The sequence below is a fragment of the Veillonella sp. AF36-20BH genome (assembly GCF_003602765.1).
GTDB lineage: Bacteria > Bacillota > Negativicutes > Veillonellales > Veillonellaceae > Veillonella > Veillonella hominis.
This window is the reverse complement of sequence record NZ_QTLR01000001.1, coordinates 509,679-531,775: the sequence shown is the minus strand read 5'-3', so window position 1 is coordinate 531,775 and position 22,097 is coordinate 509,679. Positions and strand designations below refer to the sequence as shown.

Here is a 22,097-nt window from a genome sequence, read left to right as displayed (position 1 = left end):
TAGAATAAATGTCTTTTTAATATATCTTCATCTTAAAAAAAGGAGATCATAATGAAAGAGTTCTTACAAAAGCATCGTAAACGTATAGTAACAGGTGCTGTTGTTCTTTGTGTTCTTGGTGGCGGCACATATTACTACATGGATAGTCTAAATGCAAATCAAGCACAAACGTTATATACTACTGGCAAGGTTGAAAAGGGTGATGTAAAAACTAGTATCAGTGCCACAGGTACTATTAACCCTGTAAATTATGTAGATGTTTCTACAAATGTTGCTGGTAAACTTGAAAAAGTTTTAGTTAAAGAGAATGATCAAGTTACGGCCGGTCAAGTTATCGCTTATATTGATACACGTCAATTACAAGCATCTGTTGATGATGCTCGTGCAGCGTTAGCCAAAGCAGAACTTGATATGAATCGTTATAAATCCTTGGCGGCTCAAGATGCTATTGCACAACAAACATATGATGATTCTGTAACATCTTATGAACGTGCTAAATCTACTTATGAACGTGCTGCCGCAGATTTAAGTGATGCTACTATTACAGCTCCAATGTCTGGGACTGTTGTTGGTACACCGCTAAAAGCCGGTCAAACTATTAGTACTGGTATTTCCACACAAATGATCATTGCTACCATTGCAGATTTAAAAAATTTAGAGATTTATCTTACTGTAGACGAAACCGATATTGGCAATATCAAACAAGGTGCAAAGGTAGAGTTTACTGTAGATTCTAAGCCAGGTGAAACTTTCACCGGTTACGTTTCTGAAATTGCAAAAGGTACAAAAGGTAATATGGGAACAACAAGTAGTAGCGTTGTGTACTATACTGTTAAGGTTCAAATTCCTGAAAATATTGCAGGTAATTTCTTACCAACTATGACGGCTCGTGCCACAATCTTTGGTGAAGATATTAAAAATACATTGGTAGTTCCTCTTACTGCTGTACGTACGGACAAACAAGGTGAGTATGTATATGTTATAAAAGATGGTCAACCAGTACGAACCGCTGTCTCTACAGGTGTAACTGGGGATACTAATGTTCAAATCTTAAAAGGTTTATCTGAAGGTGATGAAATTATCGTAAGCGGTGATGTGAATGCACCAAAAAATAATGTAGCTGGACCATTCTAAGGGTAGGTGCTTATGAACCAAACAGTAATTGACATACAAGGAATTACAAAAACCTATGTGAATGGCAAATTATCAGTACCTGTTCTACATGGCATTGATTTAGTTGTCAATAAGGGTGAATTTGTATCCATTATGGGACCATCTGGCTCAGGTAAATCAACCTTTATGAATATTCTTGGATGTTTGGACCGACCTACAACTGGTTCTTATCGACTCAATGGAGACGAGGTTGCTACCTTATCTGATGATGAGCTTGCGTATGTGCGTAATAAACAGATCGGTTTTGTATTTCAAAGCTTTAATTTGTTGACAAAATTGACAGCCCTAGAAAATGTAGCGCTTCCTATGATTTATGCCGGTGTAAATAAAAAGATGCGCATTGAACGGGCCACTCAATTATTACAGTCTGTCGGCTTGGGCGAGCGTATGGACCATTTGCCATCCGAGTTGTCTGGTGGGCAACGTCAACGTGTGGCGATTGCTCGTGCATTGGCAAATAATCCTGCTATTATCATGGCTGATGAACCGACAGGGAATCTTGACTCTAAGTCAACCATCGATGTTATGAACATCTTTCGAGGCCTTCATAATGAAGGCCGTACGATTCTTCTAGTTACACATGAACCGGATATTGCTACGTACGCGAGTCGTAATGTAGTCTTGAAAGATGGGATAATCGTAGAGGATTCGATCAATTCTAATATGACTCCTATAAAGGAGGTGCCTAATGTATAAAGAAAGTTTTCTAATGGCATGGGCTTCCTTGATTGCTAATAAATTGCGCTCCCTTTTGACCATGTTAGGTATCATTATCGGTGTAGCAGCTGTTATTGCACTGGTATCTATCGGTAATGGGGTGAAGCAAGATATTGAGGATTCTATTTCTAGCTTAGGCTCTAACTTGTTGGTAGTTCTGCCAGGGGCGCCGCGGACGCCAGGTGCTAGATCTTCGCAGGGGTCCATGAAATCGTTGAAAATATCTGACTATGAAGCTATTGCTAAGTTAGAAGGTGTAAAAGCCGCCAGTCCTATGACAAATGGCTCTTATGTGGTGATTTATCAAAATAAAAACTGGACTACATCTGTTGCGGGGGTTAATGCTAACTTTCAGGACGTAAATAATTGGACTATGACATCTGGTCGATTTTTCTCCGATAAAAATGTTCAGAACCGAGAACGTGTAGCGGTTGTGGGACAAACGGTAGTAAAAAATTTGTTTGCTGATGAAGATCCTGTAGGCAAGGAAATCCGTGTTAAAAATATTCCATTCCGTGTCATTGGTGTTCTCAAAAGTAAAGGGAACGGAACCATGGGTAATGACCAAGACGATACGGTGTTAATTCCATATACAACATCAATGGAGCGCGTAGAGGGCATTGACTATCTTCGCAGGGTGTATGTTGTGGCTAAGGATGATGAGGGCATCGATCGTTTGCAGGCAGATATAGAGAACTTGTTGCGTGTTCGTCATAATATAAAAGATACAAATTTGGATGATTTTAATATTCAAAATATGAAATCTATTATGGAAACAGTGGCTCAGACGACGGGAACATTTACATTATTCCTTGGTGCTGTAGCTGCTATCTCGCTCGTTGTTGGTGGTATTGGCATTATGAATATTATGCTCGTATCCGTAACTGAACGGACAAGAGAGATTGGGATACGTAAAGCGCTGGGTGCTACTTATAGTGTTATCGTTACACAGTTCCTTATCGAAGCTGTTGTTATCAGTTTGATGGGGGGCATAATAGGGATTATACTCGGCATAGGCTCATCTAAGCTGATTGGCATGGCTTCGGGCATGAGTACAGTTATATCTATACCAACGATTGGAATGTCCTTTGCCTTCTCTATGGCAATAGGTTTGATCTTTGGTATTTATCCAGCCCGTAAAGCGGCTAAACTTAATCCAATTGATGCATTACATTATGAATAATCCTTAGTTGTAGATGCGTTTTTTTAAGAACATACTACATAATTAGATAGAGTTATTCGCATATGGTGCGTTGCATGATACAATATGTATGATGTAACGCACCATTTTTATGTTTGTACTGAGTTTTTTTGCAAGAACGCTCTAAATCATTTCATGCAAGTAATTTGTAATAAACGGGGTATGTAGATTACCTAATCTACGGGTAAGTATATTGAATGGAGAACCTTATGGCTACAACATTGTTAGAATATTTCAACGAATTACGAAATCAGAATCCATTTTCTTGGGTAAAAGATTCTGAAATTACAGCAGTTGAACCAGGTCATGCAGAAATGACCTTACAAACAAATGATACAGAGTATTGTAATTTCCGAGGGGATTTACATGGTGCCGTTTGTATTGGTTTAGCAGATAGTGTAATGGGGACCGCTTGTTTCACATTGGGCAAATCTGTTAGCACTATTGATCTTAATGGTAACTATGTGAAAGCTGTTAAGGGTGGTACTGTATTGCGTGGTGTAGCCAATGTAGAGCATAATGGTAAAACAACTATGGTTGCTACAGCACGTATCTATAATGAATTAGGTGAACTTGTTCACTTGGCACGTGGTACATTTTTTGTACTAGAAGAGAAGTCATTACCTGAATTACCATGGCGTTTTATTGAAGAAGACAACCCTGATTTGGTATAATATAGTTTAGACTTTTAAATATAGGAGGATGCTTTAATGAAAGAAGAATTACAACGGATTAAGGCTGAAGCTCTTGATGCGATTAAAGGGTTGACAGATATACAATCACTGCAAGATATACGCGTTAAATATTTAGGTAAAAAAGGTGAGGTAACGGCATTACTAAAAGGTCTTGGTAAATTATCTCCAGAAGAACGCCCGAAGGCTGGCGCCCTCGTTAATGCTGTTCGTGAAGCATTAGAAGCCGAAATTGATACGGTTAAAGTTCGTATGGAAACGGCAGAGTTAAACGCTCGTTTAGAACAAGAACGCATCGATATTACATTGCCTGGTCGTGCACAAAAAGCTGGTCATATCCATCCATTAACTAAGGTTAATGAAATGATTGAGGACTTCTTCATGAAAATGGGGTATACCGTTGAAGAGGGGCCAGAAATTGAACAGGATTACTTTAACTTCGAATGCTTAAACTTGCCTAAAGACCATCCTGCACGTGATATGCAAGATTCCTTCTATATTACAGAAAACTTCTTATTGCGTACGCATACATCTCCAGTACAAGCTCGTACAATGCAACGTCATGAGCCTAATAGCCCAATCCGTATGATTGCGCCTGGTAAGGTTTATCGTTGGGATTATGATGCAACACATTCCCCAGTATTCCATCAAGTGGAAGGTCTCATCATCGATGAGCATATTACATTTGCTGATTTGAAAGGCACATTAGAGTCCTTCTTGCGTCATATGTATGGGGATGAAACAAAAGTACGTTTCCGTACAAGCTTCTTCCCATTTACAGAACCATCTGCAGAAGTAGATATTTCCTGTGTAATGTGTGGTGGTGAAGGTTGCCGTGTATGTTCTCATACAGGTTGGCTTGAAATCTTAGGATGCGGTATGGTTCATCCTGATGTATTGCGTATTAATGGGTACGATCCTGAAAAGGTTAAAGGCTTTGCCTTTGGTATGGGCGTAGAACGTATTGCTATGCTTTTATATGGCATTAATGATTTACGTCTATTCTTTGAAGATGATGTACGATTCTTGGAACAATTTTAGGAGGAACTCATGAAAGCAAGTTTACAGTGGATGAACGAATACGTGCCTGTGGATATGAATCGTCCTGCTCAAGAATTGGCCGATGAATTAACACAAGCTGGTATTCCTGTAGAAGATGTCATTGCTATGGATAATGGCATTAAGAAAATTTATACTGGTAAAATCGTGGAGATTACAAAACATCCAGATGCAGATAAATTACAAGTATGCCAAGTTGAATGCCTTACAGAAGAAGGTGAACCTGTTACAAAACAAATCGTAACAGCTGCTACCAATGTTGCAGTAGGCCAAATCGTGCCTGTGGCGTATCATAAATCTCGCTTAGCTGATGGCACAGAGATTAAAAAAGGTAAATTGCGCGGTGTAGTTTCTGAAGGCATGTTCTGCTCCGTTGCAGAATTTGGCATTTCTAGTGATTTAGTATTGCCTGAAGAAGCTCAAGGCATTTATATTTTCCCTGAAAATACACCAATTGGTCTTGATGTAAAAGACGTTTTAGGCTTAAATGATACAGTGTATGAATTTGAATTGACTGCTAACCGAGCAGATTGCTTCTCCATGGTTGGTTTATCCCGTGAATTCGGTATTATGACAAACCAAAAAGCTTTATTCCCTGTTATCATGGTTAACGAAAATGGCGAGTCTATTGAAGGAAAAGCATCTGTATCCATTGAAGCGGATGATCTTTGTACTCGTTTTACTGCTCGCGTAGTAACTGATGTTAAGGTTGAGCCATCCCCATTGTGGATACAAAACCGTTTGCGTAACAGTGGCATTCGTCCTATCAATAACGTAGTAGACGTTACAAACTATGTTATGTTAGAACTTGGTCAACCTATGCATGCCTATGATTATGACCATGTAAAAGGTCATCAATTGGTGGCAAGACGCGCTAAAAATGGTGAAGTTCTTGTTACACTTGATGGTTCTGAACGCGAATTGAATGACTCCATGCTCATCATTGCCGATACAGAACGTCCAGTAGGTGTAGCTGGTATCATGGGTGGCTTTGATAGTGAAGTGACAAATGAAACGACTACCGTTTTGTTCGAAGCTGCCGTATTCAATGGTCCATCCATTCGTCGTACAGCTAAAGCTCTTGGCATGCGTTCCGAAGCATCTGGTCGTTTCGAACGTGGTGTAAATCATAAATACACTGCTTATGCTATCGATAGAGCAGCTCAATTATTACAACAAATCTGTCCTACTTGTAAAGTTGATGTAGGCGTTATCGATGTATATAAAAATCCTGTAGAACAACATACTGTTACTTTTACAGCAGAACAAATTAACGATTACTTGGGTACAAACATTGAAAAAGACGAAATGGTTCGTATTTTGACTGCCCTTGAGTTCGTTGTAACTGAAGATGGCGATAAATTGTCTGCTCTCGTTCCAACATGGCGTGGCGACGTAACAGTGATGCCTGATATCGCTGAAGAAGTGGCTCGTATTTACAACTATGATAATATTAAGCCTACAATTCCGGTTGCCGTATTATCCTCTGGTGGCATGACACCTAAGAAAGCTCTTACTAAAGAGGTAACTCATGCATTGGCTAAATTGGGTATGACTCAAATCATTACATTTAGCTTCATGCATAAAGATGGTCTTACTAACATGATGCTTCCTGAAGTGGATAGCCGTTATACTGCCATCCCAATCTTGAACCCTATTTCTGAAGAGTTCCCTTATATGCGTACTACATTGGTACCAGCTGTTATTGAAGCAGCTAAACGCAATATTGCGCAACAAAATAAGGATCTTTGGTTATTTGAAACAGCCAATGTATATGAACCAAAAGCATTGCCTTTAACAGAAGTACCTCATGAACGCCCTATGGCTTGCGGTATCTTGATGGGCAAGGCAAACCAAGCTGGTTGGAATCAAGCAGAACGCACTACAGATTTCTATGATGTAAAAGGTATTGTAGATGCGTTGTTAGCTGAATTAGGTGTTACAAGTTATGAAATTAATCGCGGCACTGAGCCATACTTCCACCCAGGTGTAAGTGCTCAATACGTTGTTGATGGTAAAATGATTGCTCAGTATGGGGAATTACATCCACAAGTGAGCAAAAACTTTGACTTACCTGGCAAAGTATACATGTTTGAAATCGATTTGGAAGCCGTATTATCCTTAACGATTCCAGCATTCCGTTATACATCCTTCAGTAAATTCCCAGGCACTAGTCGTGACCTTGCTATCGTAGCACCTGTGTCCGTATCTAGTGGCGAAATTTTATCCATCATCAAAGAGCATGGTGGAGAATATTTAGAAAATGCATCTATCTTCGACGTTTACGAAGGTGAACATATTGAAGCTGGTTACCGCAGCCTTGCATACAACTTACAATTCCGGTCTATGGAAGGTACGTTGAATGATGAGGATATTGATGGTAATATTCAAGCTATTATCGATGCATTAGCAGAAATTAACTGCAAATTACGTTAATTTTAAGCAGTATATTGAAAGGGTTTACCGTATGGTAAACCCTTTTAGTACTATAGTTATACCTTTAGTTAGGTAGAAAGGATTGTCCATGGAATTATTGGCTCCTGCCGGTACGATGGAAAACTTTATAGCCGCTTTAGAATCTGGAGCTGATGCCATTTACCTTGGTGGTAAAGGCTTTAATGCCCGTGCTCATGCAGCAAACTTTGGCATTGAAGAATTGGCGGAGGCTATTCGTTTGGCCCACATTCTAGATGTGTCCGTATATGTAACTGTAAATATCCTCATAGGTGATTCCGAATTAACGGCTCTCGAGGCGTATTTAAAGGACTTAGAACGCATTGGTGTGGATGCTATCATCGTTCAAGATTTAGCGGTTGCTAAACTAGCGCAACGTGTGGCTCCTAAATTGCACTTGCATGGAAGTACGCAAATGACGGCTGCTACGCTAGATGCTGTGCGTTTTTATGAAAGCCTCGGCTTTACCCGTGTTGTATTGGCCCGTGAATTAAGCCTAGCTGAAATCGAACACATTTGTAAAAACTGTACAGCTGAAATTGAAGTCTTCGTACACGGTGCGTTGTGCGTATGTTATTCTGGTCAATGCTTAATGAGTTCCTTCATCGGTGGTCGTAGTGGTAACCGTGGTGCTTGCGCACAACCTTGCCGTTTACCTTATGAATTGTTGGATTCTTCAGGTACTAGTTTGTTGCCAAAACATGAAGCCTATCTATTAAGTCCAAAGGATCTTAACTATAGTGAGCATATGAATGAACTCGTTGCAGCCGGTGTTACGTCCTTTAAAGTAGAAGGACGTATGAAAAAGGTTTCCTATGTGCGTCAAGTTATTGGGACCTATCGTCATATTTTAGATACAGCTCATATAGACTCTTCTGATGCTGATGCATTGGCATCAGGATTTAATCGTGGCTTCTCTACGGATTACTTAACAGACCATGTAGGGAAATCCATGATGACCGTTGTGGCTCCAAATAATCAAGGGAAATTGATTGGTAAAGCAGAGGTCAAAAAGGGACAAGTTCATTTGTACCTAACAGAACCGATTGAAAAAGGATCACTCTTAAAGGTAATGCAAGCTTCTGGTAGTATTACGTACTACCAAATTGATCAGAATTGGTCCTTAGTAAATGAAAAGCATTTTGTAGGTAAACCTGATGAAGGCTTTGCAGCAGGACAAGTATTCTTAGCATCCACGCCAAAGTCTCAAAAACAACGGGGCTTACAAGACTTTAGTGCTAAATTAGAGGTACATGGGTATCTATCTATTAATACAGACCGAGAACAGCCTTGTACAGATCTTACCTTTGTATTAAACGACGGTCGTACGGTCACAGTATCTAATGAGTTTGAACCGGTTTATGCTAACAATAAACCGACTAGTTTAGAGAAGGTTACAGATCAAGTGGGTAGATTAGGTAATACATTGTTTACTCTAGCTTCTATGTCTATTCCAGAAGGTCCATATATGTGGCCTGCTAGTGTTTTGAATGCATTGCGTCGCGATGCAGTAGAGGCTTTAGAAACTCTGTTAATTACAGATCATGAAAAAGCTTGGGCAGAACTTGCCGTAGAACCTCAAGATATGTCATCCTTAGTAGCTAAGGATACGATTCAGTATACAGAGCCTATGGTGAGTGTTCGCGTTGATGAATTAGAGGCTGAGAAAGCTGCTATTGAAGGTGGTGCTAAGAAGATTATCTTCGGTGGTGACCGTTTACAACGCAAGCCTTATGAACTTAGTATTTATGAAAAGGTAGCTACTCTTTGTAAAGATCATAATGTGCTTTGTGTATTTGCTACGCCTCGAGTTGTGAAAGACGATGAAGTTGAGGTGTACATGAATACTCTTAAGGCCATAGTTGAGGCTAAACCAGATAGCATTTCTATTCACGTGCCACAAGCGTTATTATGGCTTCGTGATTTAGGGTATACAGGTGCTATTGAGGCTGATACAGGGCTTAATATATTTAATGGATCAGCACTACAAGTATGGCAAGACTTTAATATGAGTAGCATAGCACCATCCTTAGAGTTAACATTGACGCAACTAGTTAACTTGCAAAAATCTACTAAATTGCCATTAGAAATTATGGTACATGGGTATACGGAAATGATGATTTCCGAATACTGTGCCATCGCAAGCTTTGTGGGCACTGGTAAAAAGGAAAACTGTCCTATGCCATGTGTAAGCGAAGACTATGCATTGAAGGACCGTAAAGGGGAAGTGTTCCCACTTCGTACCGATCCTTATTGCCGCATGCACATCATGAATAGTCATGAAATGGATATGCGTGCCTATGTACCTGAGTTACATCGAAAAGGGCTACATATATTGCGCATCGATGGTCGACATATGGCGCCACATCGTTTGCGTACTATCGTAGCAGATTATGTATCCATTCAAAATGGAACAAAAGAGGCTCCGCCTAAGAGTGTAGGTAAAGATGATACACCTATTACAAGGGGCCACTATTTTAGAGGTATTTTATAAAAGAGGTAGTACATTGTTTTACGAAGATGTATTAGACTTTCACCATATAAAAGAACAATTACAACAACATTGTAGTTCTACCATTGCTAAAGAATTAGCCATGCACATCGAACCTATGACAGATGCAAAAGCTATTCAAGAGAACCTTGATGAAACGGCAGAGGCAATGCGGTCTTTGCAAACTGAGGTAGAACAACCGTTAGGCGGTACACGAGATATTCGTGAGTCCTGTAAGAAGAGTCGCAAAGACTTTGTCCTTACTCGTGAAGCATTGTGGGATATTTACTTGACCATTGGTGCTTATAAGCGGATGACAAAGTTCTTTAGAACAAAATATATGGAATATCCATTGCTATCCCTATGGGTACAGGATATGCCGAATACAGATCGCATTGAAAACCGTTTTAAACGCGTTTTTGATGAAAAAGGGGAATTGCTTGATACAGCATCTCCTAAATTAGCGAGCCTTAGAAATACGATTATTAAAACTCGTGAAAAGATTAAAAATGACATTCAAGCTATCTTGCACGACAAGGATAATCAAAAGTATTTCCAAGAAGCGATTATTACGCAGCGTAATAATCGCTACGTAATCCCTGTAAAACAGGAGTATCGCCAATACTTTGATGGTCTTATTCACGACCGTTCTGCAACGGGTCAAACCTTATATATTGAACCGATGCGCTTGGTGAATCTAAATAATGAATTACAAGAGGCGTTGATTGGTGAAGAGCAAGAGGTATTGCGTATTTACCGTGAGTTATCAGCCCTTGTAAAACAACATAGTAATGATTTGATGGATGCTTGTGAAAAGGTATCCCATATCGAATTTGTATATGGTAAGGCGAGCCTTGCTATTTCTTATAAGGGTGTACCGGCCATCTTGAGTACTGATAGAACTGTCAATCTCATGAGAGCTCGGCACCCATTAATCCCACCGAATGTGGTAGTGCCTACAAATATTCAATTAGGTACATCGTACCGTATTTTATTGATTACTGGTTCTAATACAGGCGGTAAAACAGTCTCCCTTAAAACATTAGGGTTATTGAGTTTAATGAACCAATGTGGTCTATTTATCCCTGCAGACCACGGCTCAATATTGCCTATATTCCAAAATATCTTTGCCGATATTGGGGATGAACAAAGTATTGAGGCTAGCCTTAGTACGTTCTCTGCTCATATGACACAAGTTATTTCCATTATTAAACATTGTGGCCCAAATGACTTGGTATTGCTGGATGAGCTTGGATCTGGTACAGATCCAGAGGAAGGTAGTGCTTTAGCTGTATCTATCCTTGAATTCTTCCGTAAAAAAGGTGCCCTTATGATGGTAAGTACCCATTATAATGAGCTTAAAAACTATGCATACCATACAGAAGGAATCGAAAACGGCCATGTAGAATTTGATGAGCGTACCTTAAAGCCAACGTATCGACTTCATATTGGTGTAGCAGGTAGTAGCCATGCATTGAGTATTGCGGCCCGCTTAGGTTTACCAAAAGATATCGTAACGCGCGCGGCAGAGTATAAATCTCAATTTGGTAGCCATGAAATGGAAGAAGTTCTTTCAGATTTGAATGAGCAACTTCGTAAGGCATCTGAACGGGAAAGAGCGTTAAAGAAAGAGCTTGATGAAACACGTCGCATGCGTGGTCAATTAGAGAAGGAAAAGAAACAGTTTAACGAAAAGCGTAAACAAATCTTAGCCAAAGCTCAAGCTGATGCAGAATCTATGAAACGTAGCTTGCGCGTCGAAGGGGAAGCGATTATTAAGCAATTGAAATCGCAATTCTCTGAAACAAATAAGGATAAGCGTCAATCTGCTATTAATGCTGCACGTAAGGGCATTTCTAATGTACATGTACCAGAAGCCCCAGTAGATGATGATCGTAAGTCCTTGACGGCAGATGCTATTAAGGTAGGCCAAGCAGTATATGTTACATCTTTACGCTCATTAGGTACCGTATTAGCTATCAATGGCAATCGTGTGAATGTAGATATTAATGGACTAACAGCTACTGTAAAGGTTAGCGAATTACAATCTACTACACGTGAAGAAGGAAATAAGCTTGAACGGGAACAAAAAGCAGCTATGCCTAAGACTAGAAAACGTATGGGTGGCTCTGCCGTACAACGCCAAAAAGAGGTTCGTACTGAAATCAATATTCTTGGACAAACGGTAGATGAAGCGACAGTTTCTGTTGGTAGATTTATTGACCAAGCTTTACTTGGTGGTGTTAATCAAGTGCGCATTATTCACGGTAAGGGGACTGGCGCATTACGAGAAGGTGTACATCAATATTTGCGTACCTTACCTCATGTAGCTCATTTTGAAACGGCAGGCTATGACGAAGGTGGTGCAGGGGCTACGAATGTAGTTTTGAAATAAAGCTACACAATAGTGATATAGTTATAGATAATACAGTAAATTATTATCGTATATCAAATTGGTTATGGGGTATAGCCATATACCTATATAGAAATAGAAGAGGTAGTAAGTTCTTAGAACTTACTACCTTTTTACGTAAAAGAAAGGAGCGGAACACATGTTCCGCTCCTTTAGCGTATGAGATTAACGATCTTTTTTACTAGACTTTTTACTTTTGGATGAATTAGATTTCTGTTCAGTTGCATCATCTTTTGAGCCACTGTCATCTTTTACAGCTTCATCTTTCGATTTGTCTTTATCGTCTTTTTTGTCTGCTTTTTCGTCCTTAGCAGCTTCTTTTTTAGGCTGTGCTTTTACAGGATTATAATAACCTTCAGAAACAGCTGATTGAGCGCTAGCAGGAACGGAGAAGTCAGAAGCAGGGGTATTGGCAAGCGCATTTGCCATGAATTGGCCCCACATAATAGCAGGTGTGTCACCACCGGTCATGCCTCGTAATGTTTCCGAGCCATAGTCATCACCAATCCAAACGGCAGCTACTAAATCAGGCGTGTAACCAACGAACCAAGCATCCTTGGAATCATCTGTTGTACCAGTTTTGCCTGCTGCAGGACGACCGATTGCGGCATTACCACCAGTACCGCCATTTATAACGGATTCTAGCATATTTGTAATGATAGCTGCATCTTTTTCATCTACAACACGTTTTTCTTGGATGGAGTTTTCTTCCACAACTTGACCATTGCGGTCTACAATTTTAACGATTGCCGTAGGTTGAACTTTGATACCACCATTAGCGAGTACACCATAAGCTTGAACCATTTCAAGAGGTGTTACACCATGAGTTAAACCACCAAGTGCAGTAGACAAGTTATTATCTTGATCAGTTAGAGTAGAGATACCCATTTCTTTAGCAAGTTTAATAATCTTAGACATGCCTACTTCATCAGCAATTTTTACGGCAGCTACGTTACGAGAATGTTGTAATGCATAGCGGTATGTAATGCTACCTACGAAGTCATTTTCATAGTTTTTAGGGCTCCAGTTACCAAATGTAACAGGGCTATCATCTACGATAGAACCAGGAGTTTTACCAGATTGAATAGCTGCCAAATATACAAATGGTTTCATAGCGGAACCTGGTTGACGTTCTGCTTGTGTAGCACGGTTAAATGCATCATCACCACGGCCACCAACCATAGCCATAATGTAACCATTATGAGGGTTCATAGCTACGATAGCACCTTGTGGTTGATGTAAACCATTGCTATCTGTGTAGTAGTTAGGCAAGTTTTGCATTGCTGCTACAGCTGCATTTTGTGCATCCATATCGAGAGTAGTATAAATTTTTAAACCATCTTTATAGATTGCATCGTCACCATATTTTTCAGAAACTTGTGCAATAACATAGTTAATGAAGTAAGACGCATTAGATTTTTCATGCGTTTGTTCTTGTTTTGCCACTAAGCCTAAATCTGCTTGACGCGCTTCATCAGCTTGCTCTTGTGTAATGTATCCGTATTTAACCATTTGGCCTAATACAACGGCTTGACGTTTTTTACTAGCTTCCAAATCATTGAATGGAGAGTAGTAGTTAGGACTTTGTGGTAAGCCTGCAATGAGTGCTGCTTGAGCTAGCGTTAATTGGCTAGCATCCTTACCAAAGTATACATGAGCTGCAGATTGTACACCGTATGCACCTTGGCCAAAGTAAATTTGGTTCATGTACATTTCAAGGATTTCATCCTTAGTGTAATGTTGTTCAATTTTAAGTGCTAGCAATGCTTCAGAAATTTTACGTTTAAATGTTCTGTCTTGAGATAAGAATGCATTACGCGCTAACTGTTGAGTGATTGTAGAACCACCTTCAGATACGCCACTATGAACAATGTTAACCCATACAGCACGCAAGATACCAACAGGGTCGATACCGTGATGGGAATAGAAGCGAGAGTCCTCAGTAGCAACAAAGGCATTTTGTAAATCCTTTGGTACATCTTTTAAAGGTACTGGTAATCTATTCTCTGTGGAATGAACCGTTGTGATGAGATTACCATGGACATCGTAAATTTGAGACGATGCAGAAGGACGTACATTGGATACATCTGGTAGGTTAGACAGTGTAGCACTGATGAAACCACAGCCACCTCCGGCTACGATGAGTATAAGGAGAAGGGCACAAATCCAAAATAGACGCTTCGGACTTGTCTTCTTCGGTGTAGCGCCGCTACCATTAGAACGGCGGCTGCTTCTCGCATTTGAGTTATTACTCATAGAGTCACCTCTTTTTTCTTTTGTTAGTAAATATAACGTAAATTCTATTACGCAGTTATAAATATTATATCATATATGGCTTAAAACCAATACTATATATATAATTGTGAAAGTTTTTAGATAATGGTATACTAAAACAATAGTATTTCGAGGAGGATTATCATGGTTAGTGCTCAAGAACAAGTGCGCCAAATTAAACACGGCGTAGCAGATTTAATTAATGAACAAGATCTTGTAAAGAAAATAGAAAAATCTATTAAGGAAAATAAACCTTTAGTTGTAAAATTAGGTTTGGACCCAACAGCGCCAGATATTCATTTAGGCCATACAGTACCACTTCGTAAACTACGTTTGTTCCAAGAATTTGGTCATCAAGTAGTGATCGTTATCGGCGGTTTCACTGCGCGTATTGGTGATCCTACTGGTAAAAGTGTAACTCGTCCACCACTTACAAAAGAAGAAGTATTGAAAAATGCTGAAACCTATAAAACACAAATCTTCAAAGTGTTAGATCCTGAAAAAACGATCGTCCGCGACAATAGTGAATGGCTAGAATCTATGAACTTTGCGGATGTTCTACGTTTGGCAAGCTCTTATACTGTAGCACGTATGATGGAACGCGATGATTTCAATAAACGCTTTAAAGAAGGTCGTGCTATTGGTGTTCATGAGTTTATGTATCCATTGATGCAAGGTCAAGATTCTGTAGCATTACATGCTGACGTTGAATTTGGTGGTACAGACCAAACTTTCAACTTGTTAATGGGCCGTCATTTACAAGAATTAGAAGGTCAAGAACCTCAAGTTGTTATCACAATGCCATTGCTTGAAGGCCTTGACGGTGTTCAAAAAATGAGTAAATCTTTAGGCAATTACATCGGTATCGACGAAGAACCTAAAGAAATGTACGGTAAAGCAATGTCTATTCCTGATGAATTGATGATGCGCTACTTCATGCTCGTTACAGATATGCCAATTGAAGAACAAGAGGACATGGAAAAACGTCTTGAAAGTGGTGAATTACATCCACGTGACGCTAAAATGCAATTAGCTCGTACCATCGTTCGTTTGTACCATGGTGAAGAGGCTGCTCTTGAGGCAGAAGAGGAATTCAAACGTGTATTCCAACAACGCGCATTGCCTACAGATATTCCTGAATGCGCTATGGATGCGCCAACAGAACCAATCTTTGTACCACAATTCTGTACAGATGCTGGTTTGACTGCTTCTAATGGTGAAGCACGTCGATCCATTAAAGCTGGTGCTTTCAAAGTCAATGGTGAAAAATATACAGAAGAAAACCTTACCCTTGAAGACGGCATGATCGTTCAAGTTGGTAAACGTAAATTTGTAAAAATTAAATTTAACTAATATAAAACTGTGATGAGATAGAAACCTCATCACAGTTTTTTTATGTCTATTTGGTCTATAAGATTATTTATCTACTAAATCTGTTGTTTGTAAAGCAAAAAATGACTTACAAGTTCATGTATAATGAAAGTAAAATATAAATTCAAATTTAAATACAGATACAAATATAAAATACAAATTTGACACATAAAAGATTTATAGAGATATCGTATAGTATCTATAAAGTAAGAGGACTATATATGGACAAAGAACTAAGCAACTTTTTAGAACAACGAGAACATACTGTTCTTACCGATATTGATGTTATAACTGCGGCAGTAGCTGTACCATTATTAGAAATCGATGGGGAAGATCATGTAGTATTTACTGTGCGCAGTAATAAGCTACGCCGTCAACCAGGTGAAATCAGTTTTCCTGGTGGACATTGTGAGCCTAATGATAAAAGTGGTGCCCATGCTGCCATGCGTGAATGCTCTGAGGAACTGGGTATCGATTTAGATCAAATTGAACTTCTGGGCAATTTAGACTGCTTAGTATCTGCGATAGGTGTCAAGCTATATGCCGTAGCCGTGCGCCTGCATACAAGCGATTTGAAACCAAATCCAGACGAAGTAGGAGAGGTATTCACAGTTCCATTACAATATCTATTAGACATGGAGCCAACGGTAGGTCATCTAGACATTGGGACGAAACCGTTAAGAGACTTTCCGTTCCATTTATTAGAAGGCTACAACATTGACTGGAAAATCAGACAAAACTACTCCGTTTATTTCTATCCTTATAAACAATACACCATATGGGGGCTAACTGGGCGAGTACTGAAGAACTTTTTAGATATATATAGGGAGATAGATTTGCATAATAATCCTCATATAAATTGACAGATTGTAAATTAAGGTATACTATTTATGTGTAAAAGGTTTAATGTGTTGCACTAATTAATCTAGGAGGTTCTCACATGAATCGCGAAACAGCATACGTACTTTGGTTTGATGAATTACAACGTGAAGATGTTAATTTAGTAGGTGGCAAGTCTTCTTCTTTAGGGGAATTGACATCCTCCACTAATGTACCTGTACCTTATGGCTTTGCAACAACTGCTCATGGTTATCGTGAGTTTATGAAAGCTACAGGTTTGGAAGATAAAATCCGGGCTGAACTTGATGCTTTAGATGATGTAGAAAATTCTGCATTATTGCGCGAAGTGTGTGCTAAGATTCGCCGCATGATTTGTCAGGAAGAAATGCCAAAAGACTTGGCAGATGCTATCCGTCATGCTTATGAAGAACTTGGTAAAAAAGTGAACGAAGAAAATCCGTTTGTAGCTGTTCGTTCTAGTGCAACAGCAGAAGATTTGCCAGATGCAAGCTTCGCAGGTCAACAAGATACGTATTTAAATGTACGCGGTGCTGACGTAATTATCGAAAAAGTAAAAGAATGCTATGCATCTACATTCACAGATCGTGCAACATATTATCGTGTAAAACAAGGCTTCGATCATATGACAGTAGCATTGAGTGCTGCGGTTCAAATGATGGTATTCTCTAAAGCGGCTGGCGTAATGTTTACTGTTGATCTTGTAACAGGCAATGATAACAATATTCTTATTGAAGGCTCTTGGGGTCTTGGTGAATATGTTGTACAAGGTACGGTTACACCAGATAATTTCCGTGTGGATAAAGAAAAGATGGAAATTACGGACCGTATGATTAACGATAAACATGTCCGCCTTGTTCGTAAAGCCGATGGTGACTGTGTTGAAGAAGTGGTTCCAGCTGACGAAGCAAAACAACAAGTTATTACAGATGCTCAAGTTTTGGAACTTGCAGAATATGCAAAAGCAATTGAAAAGCATTATGGTTGCTACATGGATATGGAATGGGGCGTAGATGAACGCAATGACAAGATTTGGATCTTGCAAGCTCGTCCAGAAACAGTTTGGTCCCGCAAAGAAAAATCAAAAACGTCCGAAAAAGCTAGTACATTAGATGCAGGTAATCGCGATATTATTGTAAAAGGTTTGCCAGCATCCCCTGGTAATGCAGCAGGTAAAGCTCACGTTATCATCAATCCTGAGGATATCGATGAGTTCAAAGAAGGCGAAATCCTTGTTACAGCTATGACAGCTCCTGATTGGGTGCCAGCCATGAAAAAGGCAAAAGCAATTGTTACTGACGCTGGTGGTATGACTTGTCATGCGTCTATCGTTAGCCGTGAGCTTGGTATTCCTTGTATCGTAGGTACTAAGAGTCGTAGTCATGAAGCGACTACCTCTATTAAAGATGGTCAAATGATTACCGTTGATGCTACAAATGGTATCGTATATGATGGCGTATTAGAAGATATCGTTAAAAAGCCTGAAGCTCAAGTTTCTACAGGGGCAGCAGCTGAATATGTACCTGTAACAGGCACTAAGATTTATATGAATCTAGGCGATCCTGATTTGGCCCAAAAATATGGTGTACTACCATGTGATGGCATCGGCCTCATGCGTGAAGAGTTCATTTGGACAACCTTTATTCATGAACATCCATTGCACCTTATCGAAACAGGGCGCAGTGACTTTGCTGTAAATACATTGGCGGAAGGTATGCGCAAAGTATGCCAAGCATTAGCCCCTCGCCAAGTAGTAGTTCGTTTGAGCGACTTCAAATCTAGTGAATACCGTGACCTTAAAGGTGGCGATAAATATGAACCACATGAATCCAGTGCATTACTTGGTTGGCGTGGCGCATCTCGCTACTATGATCCTAAGTACACACCTGCTTTCAAATTAGAATTAGAAGCAATCAAAAAAGTTCGCAATGAATTTGGTTTCAAAAATCTACAAGTTATGATTCCATTCTGCCGTACTGTGGAAGAAGCTGAATTAGTAACTAACTTAATGGCTCAAGAAGGTCTTGCACGCAGCAAAGACTTTAAAGTATGGCTCATGGCTGAGATCCCATCCAATATTATCTTAGCTGATCAATTTAATAAATATGTAGATGGTTATTCTATCGGTTCTAACGATTTGACTATGCTTGTACTCGGTTGTGATCGCGATAACGAAACAGTTCAACATATCTATGATGAACGTAATTTAGCAGTTCGCAGAGCAATTCGTCACCTCATTGAGGTGGCCCATAAAGATGGTAAAACTGTATCTATCTGTGGCCAAGCGCCAAGCGTATACCCTGAACTTTGCGAATTCCTTGTGAAGAGCGGTATCGACTCCATTTCTGTTAACCCAGATGCAGTAGTTAATACTAAGAAAATGGTGGCTCAAATCGAACAACGAATTATGCTCGATGCTATGACTGGTCGTGGTCGTCAAGAATCTGACGAACTAATTTGGTAATAATATAGTTATAGTGAAAGAGGAGACCTGTGGGTCTCCTCTTTTTCTGAATGGTAACTTAGGATATAATACAAACAGAGATGAAAGGGGGTTACCGTGTGAAACTGTCGAAACGACAAGAACAAATTGCTCAAATCGTTCGCGAAGAAGGTCCTGTAACAGGTAGTGCCATTGCTGAACATTTAGAGGTCACAAGATCTGCGTTGCGCTCAGATTTATCTGTATTGACCATGTTAGGTGTGTTAGATGCACGTCCAAACGTAGGCTATTACTATGTAGGACTTTCAAAGGAAACACAAACGGCTGAGCGATTAAAGTCATTTCTGGTAAGTGATGTATTATCTCAAGCAGTTGTGGTCAATGGGGATACGAGTTTGTATGATACAATTGTCACATTATTTACAGAGGATGTAGGTACCATATTAGTGTGTGATGGCTCATACCTAGTAGGTGTGGTATCTCGAAAAGATTTATTACGCGCCTCTATGGGACAAACAGATTCGCATACCATGCCTATATCTATGATTATGACCCCTGTAAGCAAGGTTATAGCGGTGGAGCCTACCGATACTTTGGTAGAGGCTGCACAGAAAATGATAGATTATGAAGTAGATTGTTTACCTGTCGTCGTTCGTGAGGATGTGGGTAACAAGAAACGTTTAAAGGTTGTGGGCCGTGTATCAAAAACGACGGTAGCAAAAGTATTTTTAGAATGTAGCATACACTGAGGTTGATAGAATGGCAGAAAAAATTATTTATGCAATATCGGATTCCCTAGGGGAAACTGCCGAGGCTGTAGCGAGAGCTACGGCGAGTCAATATGATAAGGAGCAAATTGAAATCGTTCGCGTTCCCTATATTGATAGTGAAAGCCAAATTGATGAGGTCATAGACGACGCAAAACGTGGAAATCATGTTATTTGCCATACCATTGTGTCTGCGTCTTTACGTAAGTATTTGCATGAGAAGGTGGCTGAATATAATATTCCGGCTGTGGATATCATGGGCCCTGTTCTCGATGCAGTTGGTACTATCGCGACTACTAAACCTCGTATGACAGCAGGTATGGTTCATAAGCTCGACCAAGAGTATTTTAAAAAGGTTGAAGCTATTGAGTTTGCCGTGAAATATGACGATGGTAAAAATCCATCTGGTTTTGAAAAGGCTGATATAGTTATTATTGGTGTATCTAGAACTAGTAAGACACCATTGTCCATGTTCTTGGCGTACAAAAAGATTAAAGCCGCAAATTTGCCACTAGTTCCAGAGGTACCGTTGCCAGAGGAATTGTTCAAGATTCCGGCAAAAAAAATCGTGGGCCTTATTATAGATCCATACAAATTAAATAATATTCGTAGTGAACGTTTACGCGCTATCGGTCTTGAAGACGAAGCAAATTATGCATCTATTGAGCGTATTCAATCTGAATTGGATTATGCAAAGGCTATTATGCGTCGTTTGCACTGCCAAGTGTTAGATGTTTCTAATAAATCCATTGAAGAAACAGCTTCCCTTGTCATGCAATTGATTGATAAAAATCGCGCGTCGGAGGGTAAATGAATATACGTGAACAAATAGAGGAGAGGGAGGCTTTGCTTCTGTCTCCCTATGCAGCTAAAAGCCGCGATGCAATCCGTGATATAGAAGAAAAGCCTGATCCACTTAGAACCGCGTTTCAACGCGATCGGGATCGCATCATTCATAGTAAATGTTTTAGACGGTTAAAGCATAAGACACAGGTATATATTGCGCCAGGTGACCATTATCGGACACGCATGACTCATACCCTTGAGGTAGGTCAAATCGGTCGTACTGTGGCTCGTGCATTACGTTTAAATGAAGACCTTGTGGAAGCTATTGCCATGGGTCATGATGTGGGACATACACCATTTGGTCATGTAGGTGAATATGCATTGCGAGATATGGTGGGGCACTTTAATCATAATGAGCAAAGTTTACGCATGGTTGAGGTATTAGAAAGACATGGTGATCATCAAGGACTCAATTTAACCACCGCTGTTCGAGATGGCATCGTAGGTCACACAGGAGCTATAATTCCTGTGACTTTAGAGGGTCAAATTATTCGTATTGTAGACCGTATTGCGTATTTGTGCCATGATTTTGATGATGCACAGCGAGCAGGTATGTTGACGGCAGAGGAGCTGCCTTTTGAAGTGCGCGAACATTTTGGTATGACTCCATCCAGTATGATTACTGCAATGGTAGAGGATATGGTACGCGAATCCTTGGATAAGCCAGCTATATCTATGTCTGCTGATGTGGAAATGACGATGAATCTATTCCGTCAATTTATGTTTAAACATGTATATTTGGCACCAGCTTTAATTCCGGATCGCAAAAAGGCATCCCATGTGGTAAAAAATCTATTTACTCACTTCATGGAACACCCTGATGATATGGAAGGTTGTGAAACAGGTAAAGCGTTTTACTCTACACGTGATGTAGTTGATTATGTAGCAGGCTTAACAGATCAATATGCTATTAAGTTATTTAAGCAATATTATATTCCAAATATTACATTATAAATAACAAAAAAAGCAGTTAGTTCAAAATGAACTAACTGCTTTTTTTGGGGCTCTAGAACCCCAAAGAGTACATGTACTTTTTATTTTACGCGCGTGTAACTTTATTAGAACGAAGGCAGCGAGTGCATACGTTTACTTTTTTTGTAGCACCGTCTACAACCGCCCGTACTCTTTGAATGTTCGGTTTCCAAGTTTTTCTTGTGCGAATGTGAGAATGACTCACGTTCATACCACTAGATGTGGATTTACCACATACTTCGCAAAGGTTTGCCATAGTTTCCACCTCCAAGCTTAATCTATAACATAACAAAAGTATATTATCATAAAGAATAGCTTAAAGCAAGTATTTTTGTCGTACATATTGCTCTTTTTATGAAATATACT

General features: G+C 39.7%; 16 protein-coding genes. 14 read left to right on the top strand and 2 right to left on the bottom strand.

Annotated elements, in window-relative coordinates; translation table 11 throughout:
- Positions 1–51 precede the first annotated feature (51 nt).
- The 8 genes from DW000_RS02545 (at position 52) to DW000_RS02510 (ending at position 12,182) form a co-directional block, all read left to right on the top strand.
- A complete protein-coding gene (locus DW000_RS02545; RefSeq protein WP_004696124.1) occupies positions 52–1,134 on the top strand; it encodes an efflux RND transporter periplasmic adaptor subunit in 1,083 nt (360 codons plus the stop codon).
- A gap of 12 nt (positions 1,135–1,146) precedes the next feature.
- Positions 1,147–1,869 carry an ABC transporter ATP-binding protein gene (locus DW000_RS02540; protein ID WP_120054852.1) on the top strand — a complete coding sequence of 241 codons (723 nt, stop codon included), beginning with the start codon at positions 1,147–1,149 and terminating at the stop codon, positions 1,867–1,869.
- Positions 1,862–3,073, top strand: coding sequence for an ABC transporter permease (locus DW000_RS02535; RefSeq protein WP_120054851.1), 1,212 nt, complete (start codon positions 1,862–1,864; stop codon positions 3,071–3,073). Before DW000_RS02540 ends, DW000_RS02535 begins: the two co-directional genes overlap by 8 nt.
- A gap of 227 nt (positions 3,074–3,300) precedes the next feature.
- Positions 3,301–3,765, top strand: a complete 465-nt coding sequence (locus DW000_RS02530; protein WP_024061874.1) for a PaaI family thioesterase — start codon at positions 3,301–3,303, stop codon at positions 3,763–3,765.
- A 36-nt stretch (positions 3,766–3,801) separates the two neighbouring features.
- Positions 3,802–4,824, top strand: a complete 1,023-nt coding sequence (gene pheS / locus DW000_RS02525; RefSeq protein ID WP_005386321.1) for a phenylalanine--tRNA ligase subunit alpha — start codon at positions 3,802–3,804, stop codon at positions 4,822–4,824.
- Positions 4,825–4,833: 9 nt separating this feature from the next.
- Entirely contained in the window at positions 4,834–7,278 is a 2,445-nt protein-coding gene (gene pheT, locus DW000_RS02520) for a phenylalanine--tRNA ligase subunit beta (protein WP_120054850.1), read from the top strand.
- A gap of 88 nt (positions 7,279–7,366) precedes the next feature.
- Positions 7,367–9,790, top strand: a complete 2,424-nt coding sequence (locus DW000_RS02515; protein ID WP_120054849.1) for a U32 family peptidase — start codon at positions 7,367–7,369, stop codon at positions 9,788–9,790.
- Positions 9,791–9,803: 13 nt separating this feature from the next.
- A complete protein-coding gene (locus DW000_RS02510; RefSeq protein ID WP_105089544.1) occupies positions 9,804–12,182 on the top strand; it encodes an endonuclease MutS2 in 2,379 nt (792 codons plus the stop codon).
- Between the two features lie 183 nt (positions 12,183–12,365).
- Here DW000_RS02510 and DW000_RS02505 read toward each other — a convergent pair whose 3' ends face one another.
- The gene (locus DW000_RS02505) at positions 12,366–14,456 is read right to left on the bottom strand and encodes a penicillin-binding protein 1A (protein WP_119207992.1); all 2,091 of its coding nucleotides are present in this window, start codon (positions 14,454–14,456) and stop codon (positions 12,366–12,368) included.
- A 162-nt stretch (positions 14,457–14,618) separates the two neighbouring features.
- Here DW000_RS02505 and tyrS point away from each other — a divergent pair, with 162 nt between their 5' ends.
- The 6 genes from tyrS (at position 14,619) to DW000_RS02475 (ending at position 21,713) form a co-directional block, all read left to right on the top strand.
- A complete protein-coding gene (tyrS, locus tag DW000_RS02500; RefSeq protein WP_005386327.1) occupies positions 14,619–15,827 on the top strand; it encodes a tyrosine--tRNA ligase in 1,209 nt (402 codons plus the stop codon).
- 239 nt (positions 15,828–16,066) lie between these two features.
- Complete coding sequence (locus DW000_RS02495; protein ID WP_005386328.1) at positions 16,067–16,708, top strand: CoA pyrophosphatase; 642 nt, start codon at positions 16,067–16,069, stop codon at positions 16,706–16,708.
- A 77-nt stretch (positions 16,709–16,785) separates the two neighbouring features.
- Positions 16,786–19,167 carry a phosphoenolpyruvate synthase gene (ppsA, locus tag DW000_RS02490; RefSeq protein WP_120054848.1) on the top strand — a complete coding sequence of 794 codons (2,382 nt, stop codon included), beginning with the start codon at positions 16,786–16,788 and terminating at the stop codon, positions 19,165–19,167.
- Positions 19,168–19,265: 98 nt separating this feature from the next.
- Positions 19,266–19,895 carry a helix-turn-helix transcriptional regulator gene (locus tag DW000_RS02485; RefSeq protein WP_243624513.1) on the top strand — a complete coding sequence of 210 codons (630 nt, stop codon included), beginning with the start codon at positions 19,266–19,268 and terminating at the stop codon, positions 19,893–19,895.
- Positions 19,896–19,905: 10 nt separating this feature from the next.
- Complete coding sequence (locus tag DW000_RS02480; RefSeq protein WP_008601139.1) at positions 19,906–20,727, top strand: pyruvate, water dikinase regulatory protein; 822 nt, start codon at positions 19,906–19,908, stop codon at positions 20,725–20,727.
- Entirely contained in the window at positions 20,724–21,713 is a 990-nt protein-coding gene (locus tag DW000_RS02475; RefSeq protein WP_120054846.1) for a deoxyguanosinetriphosphate triphosphohydrolase, read from the top strand. The genes DW000_RS02480 and DW000_RS02475 overlap by 4 nt, the downstream gene beginning before the upstream one ends.
- 85 nt (positions 21,714–21,798) lie before the next feature.
- Here the strand turns inward: DW000_RS02475 and rpmB are convergent, their stop codons facing one another.
- Entirely contained in the window at positions 21,799–21,987 is a 189-nt protein-coding gene (gene rpmB, locus DW000_RS02470; RefSeq protein WP_008601135.1) for a 50S ribosomal protein L28, read from the bottom strand.
- Positions 21,988–22,097 lie beyond the last annotated feature (110 nt).